This window comes from Embleya scabrispora DSM 41855, from assembly GCF_000372745.1.
Lineage (GTDB): Bacteria > Actinomycetota > Actinomycetes > Streptomycetales > Streptomycetaceae > Embleya > Embleya scabrispora.
In genome coordinates, this window is sequence record NZ_KB889729.1 from 12,110 (window position 1) to 33,067 (window position 20,958).

Sequence of the window (20,958 nt, forward strand, 5' to 3'; positions counted from 1 at the left end):
CGACGAACAAAGGACTGACCGTGAAACTGGTGCGTTACCTTGGCGATACCGGCCGGGCGCGGGCGGCGGTGCTCGACGGCGACGTCGTTCACCCGCTCCCGGTTCCCGACATGGCGACCCTGCTCCGGTACCGCGTCGCCGAGATCAGGGAGTTGATCGACCGGGCGACGACGGCCGGCGCCGGCCTGTCCCTGGGCGAGGCGCCGCTGCCGGCGCCGATCGACGGGCGAACCGAGGTGTGGGGCGCCGGCGTGACCTACCTGCGGTCGCGCTCGGCCCGCGTGGAGGAATCCCCGTACGGACTCGTCTACGAAGACGTGTACGACGCGGCGCGGCCGGAGCTGTTCTTCAAGTCCGCCGCCTGGCGGGTACGCACGGACGGCGAGCCGGCCGGGATTCGCCCCGACTGCGACGACACGGTGCCCGAGCCGGAACTGGCCCTCGTACTCAACCGGCACGCGGAGATCGTCGGCGCGCTGGTGTGCAACGATCTCACGGCGCGCGGCATCGAGGCGGAGAATCCGATCTACCTCCCGCAGGCCAAGCTCTACCAAGGAAGCTGTGCGCTGTCCGCCGGGATCGTCCCATGGTGGGCGATCGCAACGCCCGAGGACCTGTCCGTCGCCATGGAGATCCGCCGCAACGGCGCCGTGGTGTTCAGCGGCGAGGCTCGCACCTCGACGATGAAGCGCACGTACACCGAACTCGTCGAATGGCTGTTCCGGCCCGACGAGTTCCCCGACGGCGTCGTCCTCAGTACCGGTACCGGCATCGTGCCCCCGCTCGGCGACGGACTGCGGCCGGGGGACGTGGTCACCGTGTCCATCGATCAGGTCGGCACCCTGACGAACACCATGACCGAGGCCCGGCCGCTCGCGGGGGGCAGCGCGTCATGACCGTCATCAGTACCAACCCGGTGGACGACAGCGTGGTCGGCGAGGTCGCGGACACCTCGCCGGAGGAACTCCGGGCCGTCCTGACGAAGGCGGCGTCGGCAACGCCCGTGACGGCCTCCGCCGGAGCAGCCGACCGCGCGGCATGGATGCGCGCGGTCGCGGATGCCCTCGACCGGCGCGCGGAAGAACTGGTCGAGCTGGCCGATCGGGAGACCGCCCTGGGGACACCGCGTCTCGTCGGCGAACTGGCGCGCACTACCGGGCAGTTGCGATTCCTGGCGGCCCACGCCGAAACTGCGGAACCCTTCCGGCCGACACTCGACACGCCCGACCCGCAGTGGGTCCCCACTCCTCGTCCGGATCTGCGGTCGCTCCGGGTCGCCGTCGGTCCGGTCCTGGTGTTCGCGGCGGGCAACTTCCCCTTCGCCTTCAGCGTCGCCGGGGGCGACACCGCCGGCGCCTGGGCGGCAGGCTGCCCGGTCGTCGTCAAAAGTCACCCGGGGCATCCGCTGCTGTCGGTCGCGGTCGCCGACACGATCGACGCCGCCCTCGCCGCGAGTGGCGCGCCCTCGGGCATGTTCGCTCTCATCCACGGCCTCCACACCGGTGTCGCCGCCCTGTCCGCACCGGAAATCGCCGCCGGGGCGTTCACCGGATCCGTGTCCGGCGGTCGCGCGCTCCACGCCATCGCGGCCGGTCGGCAGACCCCGATCCCATTCTTCGCCGAGATGGGCAGTGTCAACCCGGTCGTGGTGACCGAGCGCGCGAGCCGGGAGCGCGTCGAGGAGATCGCCGCCGGTTTGAGGACGTCCTTCCTGCTGGGGGCGGGCCAGTTCTGCACCAAGCCCGGCCTGATCCTGATCCCGGCCGACAGCGAACTGCCCGACCGGCTCGCAGCGCTGATCGCCGACCTTCCGGCACCGGTGATGCTCAACCTCGGCATGCGCGACCGGCACCGTTCGCTTCTCAGAGATTTCCTTTCGCACGAATCCGTGCAGCTGTCGGCGACCGGCCGGGAACCGGTCGGCCAGACCGGGGCCCACGAGCGGATCTCGGTTGCCGCGACCACGGCTCGCGCGCTGCTGGCCGATGTCGACGCGCTGACCGAAGAACATTTCGGGCCCAGCACCGTGTTCGTCACCTACACCTCGACCGAAGAACTGCACGACGTGCTCGCCGCGCTGCCCGGATCGTTGACCGGCAGCGTGCAGCGCGGTACCGGAGAGGACGTCGCCGATCTGGTCGGCGAACTCGCCGCACGGGTCGGGCGCGTCCTGGTCGACGACTGGCCCACCGGGGTCGCCGTCAGCTGGGCCCAGTTCCACGGCGGCCCTTACCCCGCCTCGACCGACTCCCGACACACCTCGGTGGGCTCCGCCTCGATCGGCCGATTCCTTCGCACCGTGGCGTACCAGAACATGCCGCAGGACGCGCTGCCGCCGTGGCTGCGAGACGCCAATCCCGACGCGGTGCTGCGGCGGATCAACGGCACCCTCACCACCGATCCGGTGCGGCCGTGACGACCCGGGAGACCATCGGCGCCCGCCGGTTCACCGAAGTCGTGACCGACCACGGCGAAGGACCGGCATGGCTGGACCGGTGGGGCCTGTGCGTGCTGGACATGCTCGTCGGCGACCTGGTCCTGATCGACGCGTCCGGAACGGTCTCCCGCCGCGCCAACGTCGGCCCCGTGGTCGCGGCCGTGCGCGAACGGCGCGGCGGCGGTCTGGTCGTCGGTGTGGAGCGCGGCTTCGCAATGCTCGACGAGGACTTGTCCGTCACCGAGTCGATCGAGTGCTGGACCGATCCGAGCGTCCGCATGAACGACGGGGGTTGCGATCCGCAGGGCCGGTTCTGGTGCGGATCCATGGCCTATGACCTCACCCCCGGTGCCGGCGCGTTGTGGCGGTTGGACCCCGACAGGGCAACCGGGTTGCTCGTGCCGGATGTCGGGTGCTCCAACGGCCTGGCTTGGACCCGGGACGGTTCACGCGCCTACCACGTCGACAGCCTGACGAATCGGGTGGACGTGCTGGAGTTCGCCGCCGACGGGACGATCGCGAGCAGGTCGCCATTCCTCGACGTCACCGGGGAAGGGTTCCCCGACGGGATCGCAGTGGACCGCGAGAACGGCGTCTGGCTCGCCCTGTTCGGCAGCGGCCGTTTGATCCACGCCGATCGGTACGGCCGCCGCGATGCCGAGATCACGGTGCCGGCGGCGCAAGTGACGGCATGTACCTTCGGCGGTCCGGACTTCGACGAGCTCTACATCACCACCTCCCGCTACCGGCTCACCGATCCGGAGCCGGCTGCCGGGGCGGTATTCGTGGCCGAACCGTCGGTCGGCGGATTCGCGCCGTTCGGATTCTTCGGCTGATCTCTCACGTGTCTCCCGTTCTTGCCGCGTCGGGGGCGTTGACGGGGGCCGCGGCGGTGGGCGCGTTACACGCGGCTCGCACCGACCGGCACGCCGTCGGCGTCGTCGCCCCACACGTCCAACAATCGCGACGGCCGAACGAGCAATATCGACATACGACCGACAACAGCCATCGCCATCCGATATACCGACCCCGTGGATCCCAGCCGCTCACATCGCGTTCGCCACGACCGGCGCCGCCATCCGAACGCTCGCTCGACCCCTCGTAGAACTCACTGGCGCGCCGCGGAACACAGCCGCCACAACGAACCCCAACCACACACCCGTTCGCCCACTCGGAACAGCTTCCGCGAGCCCGCACCTCGCACCACCGACGCACAAACACCCCGGCCCCGAACCCGGATGAGAACAACCCGGCGGACGCGAACGGGCCACATCCACGCTCGTTTCCATGCCCTCGTACACCGGCGACCCCCGCCACACCGAACTCGTCGCAGTCCTCGTTCCCTTGCTGCGCCGCACGTGCCCCGCCGCCGGCGGCGGCTACGGCGGCGCCTACGAACTGCGCCTGACCCCTGAAGCGGGGCTCCGGTCTGAGCATCGACAGCTCGTTCTGCCGGCCCACCGGCTCGGCCTGGCCGGGCCTGTTGCGGTCCGGCGGGTTCGTGGTGGTGGGGGTGTGGGTCGGATGGTTCTGGTTGAGCTGAGTGGTGGAGGAGATCATGACCGCTGAGCATGCCGAGTGGGGCGACGAGCCGCTGATCCCGATGCCGCCCTTGAAGATCCGGGCGCTTCGGGAGGCGGTGGCCGTGTTGAGCCCGACCTGTCTGCCGGAGTCCCAGCAGGAGGAGGACGAGGCTCTGGATTGGGTTGCCGAGAACCTCCAGCCGAACGCGATACGGCTGTTCCTGCGTAAATGGGCCGTGTTCGTGGCGATCGAGCGCCGGCCCGTTCTCGCGGGGCGTCTGCGGGAGCTGGAACGTGTCGTGGCGCGGTTGCACGATCCTCAGGAGGTTCGGGACGTGGGTACCGAGATTGCTCGACTGCGCGCCGAGGCGCACCGCGAGATCGCCGCCCGCAGCTTGACCAGCGCCCCGTAGCCGATTCAACGATGTTGCGTCGAACGCACCATGAGCGTGGACCTGCCGGGACCCCGCGCGGCCCAAGGTCGGGGTGCGCACGGCTCGGGCGACGGCACCGGTCGATCACGGGCCGCACAGCGCAGCGGCCAGCACCGCCTCCACGGCCCGGCGTTGGGCGTCGTCAGGCTTCAGGCCCAGCGGGTTGTAGGACACGGCGACGCTGCGGCGTCCGTCCTCGGTGGTCCAGAGTTCGGTCATGAATCCGGGTGCGCCGCCGGGGTGGCCCCACACCGACTTTCCGCAGGGCAGAACTTCCGATTCCAGGCCGAGGCCGTATCGGTACGGCGCGCCCGTGTCGATCGTGTCGGTCATCTCGCGCAGTTGCGCGGGCCGGAGCAGGCGGCCCGTCGCCAGGGCGCGGATGAATCGGGTCAAGTCCCGGCCGGTGGAGAGGATTTCGCCGGACGCGCCGGCCTGGGAGGCGTTGAACTCGGTGACGTCGATCGGCTGCGGCACGAGTTCCGCGTACGCGTGGGCGTGCGGTCCCGGGATCGTGGCGGACGTGCCGGGGAAGGTCGTGTGTGTCATGCCGAGCGGCCGCAGCACGCGCGCGGTGACCTCGTCCGCGTAGGTACGACCGGTGACCTTCTCGATCAGCATCCCCGCGAGGATGTAGTCGGTGTTCGAGTAGCGGTAGCCGGTGCCCGGCTCGAAGTACGGCGGCTGCCGGACACCGGCGGCGACCTTGTCCTTTGCCGTCCAGGTCTGCCAACGGCCGCGCAGATACCAGTTCTCGCTGCCGATATCGAGTGCGTACACGTAGTCGTGGATGCCCGCCTGATGTCGGAGGATCTGCCGTACGGTGATCCCGGCACCGCCCGGCACCACGCCCGGCAGGTGGTGCTCGATCGGGGTGTCCAAGCCGATCCGGCCCTCGTCGACGAGTTGCAGGACCACGGTCGCGATGAACGTCTTGGTGGTGCTGCCGATGCGGAAGGTCGCGTGGGGGCGCATCGGCGTGTTGCCGACGTGGTCCGCGATTCCGGCGGCGAGCGCGCGGTGTGCCCCGTCGCTGTCGACGCGCACGAGGGCAGCGGTGGCACCGGCGCCGACGACGGCGTCCAGGGCGTGGCGGAGTTTGTCTCCGCCTCGGGTCGGCGACCCCGCTGCAGGAACGGCTCCCGTCGCGGGCGGGATGGATAAGGCCGCGACGAGTCCCCAGCCGGTGATCAGGGCGCCGATGCGCCTCTTCGTTCCACTTCTCATGTCCGTCCTGCCTCTCTGTGCTCCTTCGGTACGGAGCGGTCGGCCGTGACGACCCGGCGGGTCGTCTCCGGCGATCTTGCGAATCCGGCGACGACATGACGACGCTGCCTCAGCCGTCGCCGATCGCCGTCAGGATGTTCATCCGGGATGCGCGGCGGGCCGGGAGTGTCGCTGCCGCGACTCCCACCGCGGCGGCGCCGATCGCGACCGCGACGATCGTGACCCAGGGGATCGCGAGCACGGTCATGGCCGCGGTGGCGCGCTGGTTCGCGATGCCCCAACCGACGCCCAAGAGCAGGCCGAGGAGCGTGCCGTAACCGGCGATGACGAGGGATTCGAGTCGGATCAGTCGGCGGATCTGGACTCGGGACGCGCCGACCGCGCGTAGTAGGCCGATCTCGCGGGTGCGCTCCAGGAGCGACAGCGCGAGCGTGTTGAGCACGCCGAGCCCCGCGAGGAGGATCGCGAGGGCGGTCATCGAGTACACCGCGGTCAGCAGGGCGCCGACCCGGTCGCGGGCCGCCGCCCGGAAGCCCGAGCGGTCCAGGCAGGTCAGTTGCGGATGGTCGACCAGCGCGGCCCGGAGCTCCCGGCCCAAGGCCGCCCGGTCCGCGCCGGACGCGGCCGTCGCGAAGACCGTGGTCGCGCGGGCCCCGGGAGCGACCCGGTCCAACGTGGCGTTGCCGACCATGGGGGCGCCCCGCACCCGGCCGATGCTGCCGCCCGGCGGTTCCACGACCTGGATCGCGCCCACCGTCAGCGGGACTTCGGGCCCGCCCTCGGCGCGCAGCCGTACCGTGTCGCCCACGCGTACGCGGTGCCGCGCGGCGTAGTCGTCGCCGACGACGATCTTCCCGTGGGTGAGCGCGTCCCCCACCGAGCCGGAGCTGTATTGTTCCTTGAGCATGACCGGGAAGTCCGGGTCCTCGCCGTACAACGTGGCCGCCGGTTCCCACGCGTCACCCGCGCCGATCGAGACCCGCACGGTGCTCTGACGTTCGTTCACGACCTCGCGCACGCCGCGCACGCCCCGTACCGCGCCGGCGACGCCGTCGCCGAATCCCGTGTCGCCCGCGTTGCCGGCGAGGTCCTTGCCGTCGCCGGCGATCACGAAGTCGGCGCCGAGCATCCGGTCGGCCAACACGGATTGCGAGGCCACCATCGACGCGCCGATCACCGACATCGCGCACACCACGGCCACGCCGATCATGAGCGCGGCGGCGGTCGATCCCGTGCGGCGCGGATCACGCACCGCGTTGCGCGCGGCGAGCCGACCCATCGAGCCGCACCTCGCCGGGAAGACGCTCGTGAGCACGGGCAACAACCGACGGACCAGGACCGGCCCCAGTACGACGAACGCCCCCGACGAACAGACGAGCGTCGGGATCAACGCCTGCATGCCGCCCGCGAAGGCCCCCACCCCGGCCGGCACGAGGAGCGCCGTGCCCGACAGCACGCGCCGCCACGACGATCGGACCGGCTCCCGAGGCGCCTCGCGCAACGCGGCCATCGGCGCGACCCGCCCGGCCTTGCGGGCCGGCGCGTAGGCCGCCGCGACCGTGACCGGCGTACCGACGAGGTACGCGACGATCGGCGTCGCGGGGGCCACGACCAGCGTGTCCCCGCCGAGCGAACGCCCGCCCAGGGAACCCGCGATCGACCCGAAGTCGAAGCCGCGCCCGAGCACGAACGCGACGCCGTAGCCGAGCGCGAGACCCACCGTCGACCCCACCACGCCGAGCAGCGCGGCCTCGACCAGGACCCCACGCTTGACCTGCCCGCGACTCGCCCCGAGGGCCCGGAGCAGGCCGAGTTCGCGCGTGCGGCGCGCGGTGAGCATCGTGAACGTGTTGACGATCAGGAAGACGCCGACGATCAGCGCGATCCCCGCGAAGCCGAGCAGTATCGCCCGCAGGGTCGCGAGTGTCCCGTCGGCGTCCGCGTCCTGCTCGGCACGGGTGCGCACGTCGATCGAGGGGACATCGGCGAGCGCGGCGGCCACGCGGTCTCGCAACGCCTCCGCGGTGACGCCCGGAGCGGCGTCGACCGAAACCGCGGTGACGACGTCGGGCGCCCCGATCAGGCGGGCGGCGGCGGGCTCGGGATCCACGTAGGCGAACACTGTGCCCGGGATGTCGACCGGCAGCGCGACCATGCCGACCACGGTCGCCGAGATCGTGCCGGGTGCGGCCGCCACCCGCACCGGATCGCCGAGCCGCACCCCGGCGGCGTCGGCGCAGGCCCGGTCCAGGACCACGTCGCCGGGGCCGGCCGGCGCGCGCCCCGCGACCACGGAGACCGCCGCGGACCTCGGGAAGCCCGCGACCGTGAAGCGGTCGCCGAGCCGGTGCCCCGCCCGGTCCACGACGACGGCGTCGTGAACGCTCACGGTCGGGTACGTGTCCGCGACGCCGGCGACGCGCCGGACGCGGTCGACGAGCGCGAACGGCAGGGTCGGCACGCGGAGGGGACCGCCGTCGTCGGCGGCGACGGGCGACACCGTGACGTCGGCGGCCGTCGAGCGCGCCCCGGCGGCATCGGCCGCGCCGATCGTGTCGGTCAGGATCAGGGTCGCCGCGACGAACGCCACGGGCAGCGCGACCGCGAGCAGCGACGTTAACAGCCGCAGCCGTTGCGCGAGGAATCCCCGCAGAGTCAGCCTGAGCATCGCTTCGGCTCCTCACACGACCGAGCGACAACGGCTGCTCCACCGGGCGAGTTCTCGTACGGGCGGGCCGCCGCTTGGCGGGGACGCCGGAAGTCCCCCATGGAGACCCGGGGTTCCCGGTCGGGCTCACCCTCGGCGTTGCCGTGCGGCAGGCGACGCACACGGCCCGGCCCCGGAACCGGTCGAATGCCGCAGTGCCCGGGGGACCGAAGCGACACCCGAAGGTCGCCGGGATTCCCCTGCCCCGCGTCCCACCCGTGTCGTGCGCGCGAGCATCGAGCCCACCGACTCCCCACAGGGTCCGTCGAGCCCCCAGCGGCGTCGAAATGGACCAACCCGGCCGCCACGACACCGGACAAGGCCGCGTCACGGACGCCCCCGCAGCGCGCCGCCCACTCGGCCGTCTCCTCCGCCACAGGAGCACCCACCTCCCGTCCCATCGACAGGCCGTTGCGTCGGGCCTCGCCGGCGCACCGAATGAAGTGGCGCCGTGTTCGCGTTCGTTTCATGGCTCCACGCTCGTCGTTTCGGGCGCGACGGGCGTCGGCCCACGGGCGTGTTCGTGCCGTCCGTGGCCTGTCGCACCGGGCGCGGTGCGCACGTCCGCCCGGTACGTCCCCTGTCGACACTCCGACCTACGCCCACGAGCGGACGCAGTGTCCACGCAACCGGGTTAGGTTCCGGGTGTGTGCGAAACCTCAACCGGCGTCCTCGATCGCCGTCTTCCGCTGAGCCGGCGGCTGCGGCCGCGGCACTGGATCGCGATCGACTGCGCGGTCGCGCTGCCGGTCGCCGGCTTCGACACACCCGGCCTCCAGCAGATGCGCGACGTGTCCATGCCGGTGTGGGCGGGTACGCTGTTCCTCGTCGCGACCGCGCTCGCGATCGCCGTGCGGCGGCCCTTCCCGTGGGTGGCCCTCGTGCTCGCGACGGGCGGCGCGCTCGTGTTGATGGCGTACGCGTTTCCCAAGTCGCCGCTGCTCGGGCTGGCCCTCGTGGTATTTCTCGTCGGCCGGGCCGCGGCGGATCGGGCAGTGGTCGGCGCGGTCGCGGCCGTTCTGGGCGCAATCGGGCTGGCCGCCGCGTGCGCGGTGTCGCCGATGTCGCTGTCCGTGCTGCGTTCCGACGTATTCGCGCGGCTCGTCCCGATCGCGATCGCCCTCGTGGCGGCGTGCGTGGCCGGCGTGGCCACGCGCAAGCGACAGGCGTACGAGGCGGGGCTGCGAGAGCAGATCGAGCGGGCCGCCGAGGCGCGGGTGGAACAGGCCCGGCGCACGGTCGTCGAGGAACGCCTGCGCATCGCCCGCGAGATGCACGACATCGTCGCGCACAGCATGAGCCTGATCGCGGTACAAGCCGAACTGGGCGGGTACATCGCCGCCGCGCGCCCCGAGGAGGCGCGGCCCACGCTCGCGTCGATCGCGGACACGAGCCGGTCGGCGATGGTCGAACTACGCCACCTCCTGGGCGTCCTGCGCGCTCCCGACGGCGACGGGCCCCCGGTCCCGGCGGACCTGCGCCCGTCGGCGGGCCTGGCCGACCTCGACGAGTTGATCGCGACGACGGCCCGGGCGGGCGTACACGTCGACCTGGTCGTGGTCGGTCGGGCCCGCGCACTGTCCCCCGGCCTCGACCTGTCGGCGTACCGGATCGTTCAGGAGGCCCTGACCAATGTCGTCAAGCACGCCGAAACAAATCGTGCCAAGGTCGTACTGACCTTCGGTGAAAGGGAGTTGACCATCGACACGAGCGACGAGGGCCGAGGCCGCGCCCCGTCCCGGGACCACGCGGGACACGGTGTCGCCGGGATGCGCGAGCGCGTCGAACTGTGCGGCGGCGTACTCGACGCGGCGCCGAGGCCGGATCGCGGTTTCCGGGTCCTGGCCCGCCTCCCGTTCGAGCCCCTTCGCGTCGGCCACGACGCGTTCGCGTATCGGACCATCACGTGACCGCCAATCCGGGCGGCGCCGACGTGCGCGTGGTCGTCGCCGAGGATCAGGCGCTGCTGCGCACCACGCTGCGCGCGTTCGTCGACGTGGCACCCGGAACGGTGTGCGTCGGCGAGGCCGCGAACGGCGCGGACGCGGTGCGGGTGTGTACGACGGAGCGGCCCGACGTCGTGCTGATGGACATCCGGATGCCGGTCGTCGACGGCATCGAGGCCACCCGGCGGATCACCGCGGACCCGGCCGGCGCCGCGGTGCGCGTGCTGATCCTGACGACCTTCGACCTCGACGAGTACGTGTACGCGGCCCTGCGAGCCGGCGCGAGCGGCTTCCTGCTCAAGGACACGCCGGCCCCCGACCTGCTCGCGGCGATCCGTGTCGTGGCGGCGGGCGACGCGCTCCTCGCCCCGAGCGTCACGCGCCGCCTGGTCGCCGAGTTCGCCCGCCGCCCCGAACCGGCGGCCGGCCCCGTCCGCACGCTTTTGGGCGTGACCACGCGCGAAAGCGAGGTGCTCGCACTCGTCGCGCGCGGCCTGTCCAACGACGAGATCGCGGACCACCTGTGCCTCAGCCCCGCGACGGCGCGCACCCACGTGAGCCGCCTGCTGTCGAAGACCGGCGCGCGCGACCGCGCCCAGCTGGTGATCCTCGCGTACGAGACGGGCCTGGTACATCCCCGCACGGACGCCGACCGGACTCCGCCCGGGAACCACCCACCGCCCCGAGCCGGGTAGCATCGCCGAACACCCCTACGAGTGCCGGAACACCGGCTCGGACACCTCGGCCAGGCGTCGCTTGGACGCCGTCCGGTGCGGAAGTTCCGTGCCCGCGTTCCCGCCACGGCGTCGGGACCGGGGCAGGCGGCGGGTTCCGGCCGCGGGCGGACGGCAAGACGGACGTGGTCCCCCGTTTCCCGCCGCCGCCCGGTCTGTGGCGGCTCGACGACCTCGGTGTGCGCCGCCGATGCAGGTTCCCCGACGACCGCGTGTGATACGGATCCCCTCGGGTCGTAGCGCTGCCGAATGGTCCCGGCCCGGCCCGGGCGGGTGGTCTTGGCCTTTCAGCCTGCGGTGGGGAACCCCCGGCGGGTCCGGCCGTCGATGGCGGAAGGGGCTCTTCCCGCCGTGGGGCGCGATCATCGCGTTTCGGCCCCGGTTCACCCGGACGACCCCCGGGTCGGACTCACCGCCGACGTCCTCCACGGCCTCGACCTGTACGGCCACCGTCGGGGGTCCGAGGGTGGTGGGGTGTCCGGGTTCGCCGTGGGCATCACGAATCCGATCGGGACACGTCGGTCGAGAAGACGGCACGGCGGCGGACGCGTCGTCGGGCCGGCTCACCGGTCCCGGACCTTATGCCCCAGCGGTCCACTCGGCGTACCCGCCGGGGCGAGGGGCGCGACGTGCTCGGGAGAGCGGACGGCCCCGGCCCCGGACCGCGTGCGTCAGCGCGTGAACTTCACGCTCCGGAACTCGGAGTAGTCCGTACCGGTCCCCGGGGCGACGGTCTGAACCACCTCTCCGGGAGTACGGGTCGCGCGGATGCCGCCCCCGCCTGGTCGACGCGGGTTCGCCGCCGACCCTCAGTGCTTCCATGCCTCGACGACGTCGTCCGGTCCCCAGAGCACACCGATCGGTTCGGTGGGCACGTCGGACGCGAGACCGGACAGGGTGACCACGGCCAGGGCGGTACTGCCGACCGTGAAGCCGGGGACCTGGGGAGCGGCCGTGGCGAGGTCGGCCATGTCGTGGCGATCGAACGGCCCGGCCAGCCATTTGACCGACCCGACCAGGCGGACGTGCCGGGCCACCGGCGCGCGGTCCACGCCCACCAGGTCGACCTCGGGGTCGAAACGTCGGTTCCACCAACCGCCGACGGCCTCGATGTCGTCCCAGGGCAACGCGCCCTCCCCGGCGGCGAGTTCGAGCGCTTCGCGTACCAGCGGTTCCACGGCGCGACCGCGCCACGCGGCCCAGCGCCGCTCGACGAGCCGGTAGGCCGCCTCGGGCCGGCCCCGCCGCACCTGTTCCTGCGCTCCGCGCAACACCGCGAGGTACAGGCGCAGATTACTGTCCTGGACCCGGTACAGAGCGGGCTTGCCCGGCGTGGTGGACACCGGTTCGTCCATGGCCAGGACCCGCTTCTCCTCGACCAACCTGCGCAACAGGGGCGACAGCGACCCGGAAGGGATCGCGCCACCGCGGCCGCCGGCCGTCGCGGCGATGTTCGCGTGTGTGCGGTCGCCGCCGCCCACCGCCTCCAACACCCGCCGTGCCTGGTCCGGGGCGGGGAACTCGGCCGACAGGGACGACTCCGGCACGCCGAACACCGGCGACGCCGGATCCGCGCACTCGTCCCGGAGAAACGAGAGCGCGGGGGTGCCGTGAGGCCAAGCACGCAGGATGCCCGGCAGGCCGCCACAGACCAGGTGCGCGTCGATGGCGTCGGCGGCCCCCAACCCGAGCGCGTCCGCGGTCTCGGCGGGATCGAGCGGGCCGAGCACGAGATTGTCCGCACGGCCGTAGAACGGCCGGTCGTACGCGGTCAGCCGCTCCATCATGTGCAGGTCGCTGCCCAGGAGCAGCAGAAGGACCGGGCGCTTGGACAACAACCGGTCCCACGCGGTCTGCAACGCCCCGTCGAAGAGCCCGTCCTGCTCGGCCAGCCAGGGCAACTCGTCGATCACCACGACGACGGGCCGATCCGGCAGGACCGCGGCCAGGGCCCGGAAGGCGTCGGGCCACTTGCCCGCGCCGCCCGAGGGCACCAACTCGGGGTCCGCGGGCAGCGACGACTCCGCCAACTCGGTCAGGAAGTCCGACACCGCCTCGACCGGCGAAGCCCCCTTGGTCGCGGTGAAGAACACGTACGGCACCGCGGCCGCGTCGCAGAACTCCTGCACCAACCGGGACTTGCCGACCTGCCTGCGACCCCGCAGCGCGAGCGCAGCCCCGACACCGGAGGCGGCCACACGTTCGAGGCGCTTGGTCAACAGCGCCAGCTCCAGCCGCCTACCGACAAAGGACATACGGCTCTCCCATCATCCGGAGCGAGTATCGACGTGGAACTCTATGTAGACCTGATCTATGTAGAAACAGTCTACGCTGCTCGTCGCCCGAACCCACGCTTCGAAACAAAACTCAGCCAGGGGCCTGGACCCTGTCACCGCCGGCGCAATACGCGAATCGGGGAACGTCACCGCGTCCCGCCCGGCCACCCGCCGCCACAAGAAGTCATCCCCTGCGTCCCCGCCGGCGACCGCGTGCAGTCGCCGCGGCCAGATCTCCTCCCGTTCCCAGGCCGGCGCCGACTCCCACCACCGGCACACCACCGCCCACGCGACGCCGAACACCTCCCCGGGATCCACCCCACTCCGCGCCGCCCGCCGCGTCATGCCCGCCCACCGCCGCTGCGCCCGGACCACTTCCGGCACTTCGTGCAACGCGAGGTGTTCCGGCACTCCGTCGGCGTCCGCGTCCGGGCCCCACCGCGCGTGTCGCTCGCACGCCCGCTTCCACCGTGCCGCGTACCACCCGTACCGGCATCCCGGTGCGCCGTGCCGTACACAGGCGACATCCGAACGCCACCGGCCCCACCACGGCCCCACCACGGCGCCACCCGCCCGCCACACCCCCCGGGGCATCCCCGCCGTGTCCCACCCGGCGACCTCCTCCTCCCGGCCCCGGGACGGCAACGCCCGCGCGAGCACCCCCTCCTCGACCCTGCACAGCTCCACCAACACTTGCCGCCCCGCCGCGTCGAGGACCATTTCCGCGTCCGCCCGTCGCGCCCCGCTCTCGTGCCGGGGGCGATGGTCGCCCCATCGCCGACGACCCGTCAGGGCGTCGGCGCCGGCCCGTAGCACCCGGCGACCCGACCCACGAACGACCACGTCGTCTCACCGCTCAACGAGTCGACCCGAAACACCCCCACCGGTACCAAAGCGCACCCCCGACCCACCACGAACCCTCACACCCACCGCACACGAAGCCCCCGGACCGACACGGCCCCACCGGCGCATGCCGAGTCCCCGTCGGCAGCGTTTCCGCTCGACCGACAGCGAACCACGCCGGGCGCGTCCGCTGTCGACCGTTCGGCCCGGCCGCTCGACAGCGAGCCATCCGCATCCCGACCACGCCGGCGCCGGCCGCGTCGAGCGCCGGCCCGATTCCTTGTGCACGAGTCCGGGACGCCGCTCGTGTCGTTCGCGGTCGTCGTTGCGCAGTCGTCCGGCCCCGTGTCGGCCCGGCCCCGTGTCGGCCCGGCCCCGACGGCGTCGTCCGCTGCGGGAGTATCGGGATTTAGAGTCCTTGATACTCCCTCCGCTGCGCCGTGTGTGGTCGCGGTGGCAGGCCCTGTCGTCCTGGTCTGTGTCGGTTCGGGCCGTGTTCGGGTGTGGTGGTGTGGTGGTGTGTTGTCTGGTTTCTGCGGTGGGGTTTCTGTGTGGTTTTCCTTACGACATTCGATGGGGAGGGTCCGGGTTCGTCGGCGTGCGTCGCGGAGTGCCGTCCTGCGGCGTTGTTCGTGGGCTCGGCCGCGGGCCGTGGCGGAATCGGGCGTGAGGGCCGCAGGGGGCGTCCGGCGCTTCCTGTCGGGGCGTCCTGGTGGTCCGAGGCGGGCTCGCGACGACGGTGGAGGGTGTTCGCTGCGCCCTGGAGGTCGGTGCCGGTTCATTGCGGCGTGGCGACGTGGGGGCCGTGGGGGCTGTGGAGTTGCGTATGTCCGCGGAGCGGCGGGCGGTGTTCGGATCGGGCGATGGACGCGTTCGGCGGACGACCCCTACGGCAACGGCTCCTCCCGATCGGTTCCGACGACCCGACCGCCGCGACGCTACCGTCGGTGGTTGCTTCATCGTCTACTACGTGGCCGGCCGGGCCTTGGGCCGTCACCGTGGTCGAGCTGCGGGAACCTCCGCGGTAGCCGACCGCGTGTGGGCCTGATCGGTGTCGGCGTCGACTGCGGGCGGACGCGCTGCGAGGGATGAAGGGGATGATTGTCCCTTTTACGTCCGGATGCCTGACGGAATTTTCCTTAAGGGGGCGTCTGAGAAGGGTCCTTCAGGTACGTGTTCCTGCTGCGGCCTGATGGGGCAGACGCATGACGGTGGCGACCGAGCGGGCCCGATCGTGGTGACGCCGCTGCGCCTTCGTGTCCCGCCGGCTCTGCCGCCACCTTCGCGCACCTTGTTGCGGGTGGTCCGGCGGCCCTGCCCCCACTCCCGGCCCTGCGGCCCCGGGCGCTCCGCGGCCATCCACGCCGGCCCCGGAGCGCCGCCGAGCCGCCGCCGTTGCCGTGAGCACCGAGCCGGGGGCAACTCGCCTGCCGGGTGCACCGGTTCGATGACGCGGCGCCCGGTGGTCCGCTGTCGCCCTCGGCTCTCGAAGTCTTTCCAGGCAATGTTGCCGAGTACGTTGACGTGCGTCACCGGGTGCTCTCCAATCGACTCGACATCCTGCGGGCGGACATGCTGGAAAGTGGGAGCACACAGTGGGCGTCCTGAGCACGATCGGTGTGATCTGCCTCCCGGTGCTCGCCGCGTGGTCCCTGCTGCGGATGCTGCTGCCGATATGGCGAGGTGGCAAACCTCGGATCCGGGATGTCGCCGGGGCGGGCCTTTGGCTGGGCGGGACGCTGACCGTGGGCTCCGGGGAGGGCTACGGCTGGCTGCTGATTGTCGGCTGGGGTCTGCTCGCCGTCTTCCCGCTGTTCGGGATCGGGTTGGGGATCTCCGCCGCCGCGAGTGCGCTCAACGGAAAAGGCGCGTCCGTCGTCGACCCTGCGCGACTGATGCTGCGGATCGCGACGGCCGCCCGACCGGACACGGCCCAGAGCATTCTCTTGGGCGTGGCACGGAACGGCACGGTCATCCTGGGCGGAATGCCCGCGGATCCCGACGGCCTCGCGCTGCCCCCGCGGGTCAGGCTCGCGCACGAATGCCCGTTCTGTTTCGTCGAGGAGATACTGGTCGAACTGGTGCAGGACACGGCCCCTCACATCGCCGAGTACCGAAACGACGTGGCACACGGGAGGAACCGGGTGTTCATCCTGGGGCGCCTGGACGGCGATCCCCGCCTCCGCGCGGAGATCAATACCCTCGCCGGCGAGGAGAAACCGCACGCTGTCGACTGCCCCGTGCACGGTCCCGCCTGAGGACCGGCGCACGAGCGGGACGCCGGCACCGGAGGTGTTCACGACCCGCGGGACATCGCGGCGGACGGTGCCTGCGGTGTCCGACTCCGGTCGTGGTTCGGTTCCCGACTCGGCGCTGATGGCGATGCGTTGGCGAGGGGCCCGACACGGGCGCGAAGCCGAAGTTTTGCGTGAGGTTTTTTTCGCGTGAGGTAAGTGGTGAGGAACCGCGCGCGGATGGTTCCCGGAGGGACGGGGGACGCTTTCGACCGAGGGCGACGCTGCGCCTGGACGAGGCTGCGTGTTGAGGGCACCGGAGGCGCCGGTGCGGCTCGTGCAACGGCCTGGTGGGTCCTGTGTGGTTGTCCGGTGGATTCTCATCGGACTGTCCATGGGGTGCGTGGGTGCGAAATCGGGATCTGCCTTTGTCCGTGGGGGAGTTGGTGATCTCGTCGCGGTCGGGTGGGTGGGACGACGCCCTGGGATGGGATCGGCCGGCCATACGGTGAGAATGCCCTGCCCGGCGTGACGGGACGCACCAGGTGTCGCCGCTCGGGTTTTGTGGGTGGTGTCGGGTGTGGTGGCCTGCGGGTTCGCATGGTTGATTGACGCGGACCGCGGGGCTTCGTGGTCGGTCTTTGTGCGTGCCGGGGCCGGCCGGCCTGCGCCCGGGTGTCGTGTCGTCCTGCGGTTTCCCGCCGGGGTGTGTTGCGGTTCCAGGTGGGCTGCTCTGTTTCATCGGGTGGTGTTCGGATCCGGTGATCCGCCCGGGCGGCGACCCTCCCGTGGAGGCGTTCGCGGGCGAGGCCCCGAGGCCGCCCGGGCGCCGGCGTGTTCGCCAAGCGCCCCGACCTGGCGCTACCACCTGGGAGACCGACCACGTCCAGGCACCCCGCGTGTGACCGTCGACGGCGACCTCGTCCACCCGTACATCACGTGGTTCGTCGACTGCGCGACCAAAGCGATCACCGACGTCGCCGTCACCCCCCGGCCACCCAGCGGGCCTCGGTCCTGGCCGCACTGCGTTCCGCGATCGTGCGCACCCACCCCTACGGCCCCATCGGAGGCCTGCCCGAACACGTGCGCTTCGACCGCGGCAGAGACTTCCTCTCCCACACCGTGACCACCGCGCTCATCGCCCTGGACGCGGACATCACCGTGCTCCCGCCCTACAGCCCACATCTGAAGGGCAGCATCGAGAGAACCTCAACCGCTGTGTCGAGCGGATGCTGTTCGCCGCCTTACCCAGCCTGGGGAGCCGGCTTGGGCCTCCCGGCTTGTCGGGTGAGTCGGTACTCGTCGGCTTCACGGATGAGTTCCCGAGAGCGGATCCGGTGCAACTCGCTGTGCATGCCGCTCCCTCCTACTGCTGCAGCTCCATGACGTCGGCGACCACGCAGCTGATGTTGTCGGGACCGCCGGAGCCGTTGGCGAGGACGACGAGTTCGCGGACGGCCTGCTCGGGATCCCCGACTTCCGAGAGCACCCGTCGGATTTCCTCGGTCGGCACGACGGTCGACAGGCCATCGGAGCAGAGCAGGTAACGGTCCCCCTGCCGGGCGTCGTGAAGGCGCATATCGGGGGTGGCATCGGCTCCTTGGCCAAGGGCTCGTACCAGTAGGGACCGCTGGGGGTGGGAGGCGGCTTCTTCCGCACCGAGGCGTCCTTCGTCGACCATCGACTGCACCATGGTGTGGTCGTGGGTGATCTGGAACAGCTCTCCGTCGCGTAGGAGGTAGACGCGGGAGTCGCCAATGTGGACGAGGGCCAGCTGTGATCCGGTCCAGAGCATCGCGGTGAGTGTCGTGCCCGCCTCTTCGGGTGAGGAGCCGACCCCGACGATGCCGTTGACGGCCTGTTTGGCCTGTTCGATGGCGTCTTCGAGGGCGTTGAGGAGGTTGCCCCCCGGGATGCTGTCGGTTTCGAGGTGCTTGAGCGCGTCGACGGCGGTCGCGCTCGCGGGAGTTCCTGCGCTGCCGTAGCCGTCGGCGACGGCGAGCAGGCGGGATCCGGCGTAGGCGGTGTCCTGGTTGCTCTCGCGGACATGGCCCGTGTCGGAAAGAGCCGCGTAGCGGATCCCGAGGGGCTTGGCGGTCGGGGACATGGCAAGGTCCTTCCAAGACAGATGGTCGATGAGGAAGGTGGCCAGATCCCGCCGCGCGGCGGTGCCGGCTTCGACCTGGGCCCAGAACGCGCGGATCTCCTGGGCGCCCGGGCCTGCCTCCAGCGTGCAGACGTGCTGGATGCGGGCGAGGGGCATCCCCAGGCGCCGGAGCCAGGCGACCAGCCGGGCCTGATCCAGTTGTTCCGGTGCGTAGAGGCGGTAGCCGGTCACCGGGTCGACGCGAGCGGGGGCCAGCAATCCGAGCTCGTCGTAAAGACGCAGCGCCTTCGGTGACAGCCGGGACGCCTTCGCAAACGCCCCGATGGTCAGCAACCCCATGCCCGCTCTCCTCCTCATGCCGAGCACATCGCCCGGCCCCACCGATGCTCTGGCCTCCCCCAAGGTGAAGGTCAACCCCCCGACCCGCGCCGCCCGCCGCGCCACACCGGCCCACCGCCGCTGCGCCCGGACCACCTCCGGTACTTCGTGCAACGCGAGGTGTTCCGGCACGCCGTCGGCGTTCGCGTCCGAATTCCACCGCGCGTGCCGCTCGCACACCCGCTCCCACCGTGCCGCGTAGCGAACCACCCGTACCGACATCCCGGTACGCCGTGCCGTACACAGGCGACATCCGAACGCCGCCGGCCCCACCAAGGCGCCGCCCACCCGCTACATCCCCTGCGGCATCCCCGCCGTGTCCCACCCGGCGACCTCGCCCTCTTCCCAGCCCCAGGACGGCAACGCCCGCGCGAGCACCTCCTCCTCGACGCCGCACAACTGCGACAACGTCCGCCGCCCTGCCGCGTCGAGGGTCATCTCCGCGTCCGCCCGTCGCGTCCCGCTCTCGTGCCGGGGGCGGTGGTCGCCCCATCGCCGACGACCCGTCAGGGCGTCGGCGCCGGCCCGTAGCACCCGGCGACCCGGCCCACAAACGACCACGTTGTCTCACCCCTCAACGGGGCAACCCGGAACACCCCCACCGGTACCAAAGCCCCCACCTCACTGTGAACCTCACACCCACCGCCGACGAAGCCCTCGGACCGACACCTGCCTCACCGGCGCATGCCGAGCTGCCGTCGGCAGCGGTTTCCGCTCGCCCGACAGCGAACCACGCCGGGTGCGTCGGTTGTCGATCGTTCGACCCGGCCGCACCCCGACGGCCCGGTCATCCGCTTCCCGAGCACGCCGGCGCCGGCCGCGTCGGGCGCCGGGCCCGATTCCTCCGGCACGAGCCTGGGGCGCCGGCCGTGTCGTTCGCGGTCGTCGTTGGGCAGTCGTCCGGCCCGTGTCGGCCCGGCCCGGACGTTGTCGTCCGCTGCGCCGTGTGTGGTCGCGGTGGCAGGCCATGTCGTCCTGGTCTCTGCCGGTTCGGGTCGTGTGGTGGTGTGGTGGTTTGTTGTCTGGTTTCTGGGGTGGGGTTTCTGTGTGGTTTTCCTTACGACATGCGGTGGGAGGGTGTGGGTTCGTCGGCGTCGCGGCGTGCCGTCCTGCGGCGTTGTTCGGGCTCGGTCGCGGGCCGTGGCGGAATCGGAGCGTGAGGGCCGCAGGGGGCATCGGGCGGCTTCCTGTCGGGGCGTCCAGGTGGTCCGAGGCGGGGCTCGCGACACGGTGGAGGGCCTGTTCGCTGCGCCTGGAGGTCGGTGCCGGTTCGTTTGGTGTGGGGGAGTGGGGCCGTAGGGGCTGTGGAGTTGCGGTTGGGTGTCGTGGTGGCCGTGTGAGGATGTCGTGGGTCGGTAATGACGGGTGTGCCTGGTCGCGGCCGTGCAGGGCGCCGTTCGTGTCGTTTGGATGGTTTCCGGTGTCGTGGAGACGACGTCCTGCAGGGCAGCGTCCCACAACCTCCCATGCGTGCCCGGGAGTTGGCCGTGCCCGGTCCGTCGTGTGGGTTGGGGCGCTGTGCCGAGTGGAGGTGGTTGCTCTGCGGTGTCCCGATTCCTGCCCGGATTTTCCTTACAACTTTCGGGCTTTTCGATCGGGGCCGCCTGGGGTTGTCGTGCGGTGCAGGGCCTTCGTGGCGGAGATCGGGCATCGAGGGCCGGAGGGGCCGTCCAGGGGGGCTTGTCGGGGGTTCCCGGTGGTTTCCTGGGCGGGCTCTGATGGCCGTGGAGGGCCGGTGCGATGTATCCGAGGGGTGGGTGCCGGCTCGGCCCGGCGGGCGCGATGGTGGGGCCGCGGAGCGGACCGTCCGGTGCAGGCGGGTCCGTGGATTTTCCCGGATCGTACCCGGAGCAGATTTTGATGCATGGTCGTGTCCGTGCTGTGGTGCCCCGCCTATAATTGGAAGTGGCCGGCCGGTGGTGAAGTCGCCTGTTTCCAATGATGGTTGGCGATGACGGTTCCAAGTCCTGTGGTGTTGTGGAATGTTGGTTTGCTCCACGAGCCGGCGTCCCGGTCCGCCGACCCCGGGTGATACAGACCCGGATGCGAACCCCCGTTGCTGCCAGCGCAGTTCCCGAGCAATGTGGTCGGGAGTCGAACACGCCCGGCGAG

General features: G+C 71.5%; 12 protein-coding genes. 7 read left to right on the top strand and 5 right to left on the bottom strand.

Annotation, left to right across the window (positions count from 1 at the left end; all coding sequences use genetic code 11):
- Positions 1-20: 20 nt before the first annotated feature.
- The 4 genes from A3IC_RS0146920 (at position 21) to A3IC_RS60700 (ending at position 4,373) form a co-directional block, all read left to right on the top strand.
- The gene (locus A3IC_RS0146920; RefSeq protein ID WP_020556982.1) at positions 21-896 is read left to right on the top strand and encodes a fumarylacetoacetate hydrolase family protein; all 876 of its coding nucleotides are present in this window, start codon (positions 21-23) and stop codon (positions 894-896) included.
- On the top strand, positions 893-2,416 hold the full coding sequence (locus A3IC_RS0146925; protein ID WP_020556983.1) for an aldehyde dehydrogenase family protein: 1,524 nt from the start codon (positions 893-895) through the stop codon (positions 2,414-2,416). The genes A3IC_RS0146920 and A3IC_RS0146925 overlap by 4 nt, the downstream gene beginning before the upstream one ends.
- Positions 2,413-3,273 (top strand): SMP-30/gluconolactonase/LRE family protein, encoded by an 861-nt coding sequence (locus A3IC_RS60695; RefSeq protein ID WP_020556984.1) that lies wholly within the window; start codon positions 2,413-2,415, stop codon positions 3,271-3,273. Before A3IC_RS0146925 ends, A3IC_RS60695 begins: the two co-directional genes overlap by 4 nt.
- A 722-nt stretch (positions 3,274-3,995) precedes the next feature.
- Complete coding sequence (locus A3IC_RS60700; RefSeq protein WP_040878604.1) at positions 3,996-4,373, top strand: hypothetical protein; 378 nt, start codon at positions 3,996-3,998, stop codon at positions 4,371-4,373.
- 105 nt (positions 4,374-4,478) lie between these two features.
- On the opposite strand, the gene A3IC_RS60705 is transcribed toward A3IC_RS60700, so the two are convergent.
- Together A3IC_RS60705 and A3IC_RS0146950 are read right to left on the bottom strand one after the other, a co-directional pair.
- The gene (locus tag A3IC_RS60705) at positions 4,479-5,621 is read right to left on the bottom strand and encodes a serine hydrolase domain-containing protein (protein ID WP_079027149.1); all 1,143 of its coding nucleotides are present in this window, start codon (positions 5,619-5,621) and stop codon (positions 4,479-4,481) included.
- Between the two features lie 109 nt (positions 5,622-5,730).
- Positions 5,731-8,289: an ABC transporter permease gene (locus tag A3IC_RS0146950; protein ID WP_020556988.1), complete on the bottom strand. Its 2,559-nt coding sequence runs from the start codon at positions 8,287-8,289 to the stop codon at positions 5,731-5,733.
- Between the two features lie 686 nt (positions 8,290-8,975).
- Here A3IC_RS0146950 and A3IC_RS60710 point away from each other — a divergent pair.
- Both A3IC_RS60710 and A3IC_RS0146960 read left to right on the top strand, forming a co-directional pair.
- Entirely contained in the window at positions 8,976-10,238 is a 1,263-nt protein-coding gene (locus tag A3IC_RS60710; protein WP_020556989.1) for a sensor histidine kinase, read from the top strand.
- Positions 10,235-10,969, top strand: coding sequence for a response regulator (locus A3IC_RS0146960; RefSeq protein WP_020556990.1), 735 nt, complete (start codon positions 10,235-10,237; stop codon positions 10,967-10,969). The genes A3IC_RS60710 and A3IC_RS0146960 overlap by 4 nt, the downstream gene beginning before the upstream one ends.
- Positions 10,970-11,817: 848 nt before the next feature.
- Here the strand turns inward: A3IC_RS0146960 and A3IC_RS0146965 are convergent.
- The gene (locus A3IC_RS0146965; RefSeq protein ID WP_020556991.1) at positions 11,818-13,263 is read right to left on the bottom strand and encodes an ATP-binding protein; all 1,446 of its coding nucleotides are present in this window, start codon (positions 13,261-13,263) and stop codon (positions 11,818-11,820) included.
- A 2,459-nt stretch (positions 13,264-15,722) separates the two neighbouring features.
- On the opposite strand from A3IC_RS0146965, the gene A3IC_RS0146975 reads away from it, so the two are divergent.
- A complete protein-coding gene (locus A3IC_RS0146975; protein ID WP_020556993.1) occupies positions 15,723-16,385 on the top strand; it encodes a hypothetical protein in 663 nt (220 codons plus the stop codon).
- A 1,342-nt stretch (positions 16,386-17,727) separates the two neighbouring features.
- Here the strand turns inward: A3IC_RS0146975 and A3IC_RS0146980 are convergent.
- Positions 17,728-18,807, bottom strand: coding sequence for a protein phosphatase 2C domain-containing protein (locus A3IC_RS0146980; RefSeq protein WP_026219554.1), 1,080 nt, complete (start codon positions 18,805-18,807; stop codon positions 17,728-17,730).
- A gap of 330 nt (positions 18,808-19,137) precedes the next feature.
- Positions 19,138-19,284, bottom strand: a complete 147-nt coding sequence (locus A3IC_RS69480; protein ID WP_158696382.1) for a hypothetical protein — start codon at positions 19,282-19,284, stop codon at positions 19,138-19,140.
- Between the last annotated feature and the right edge of the window lie 1,674 nt (positions 19,285-20,958).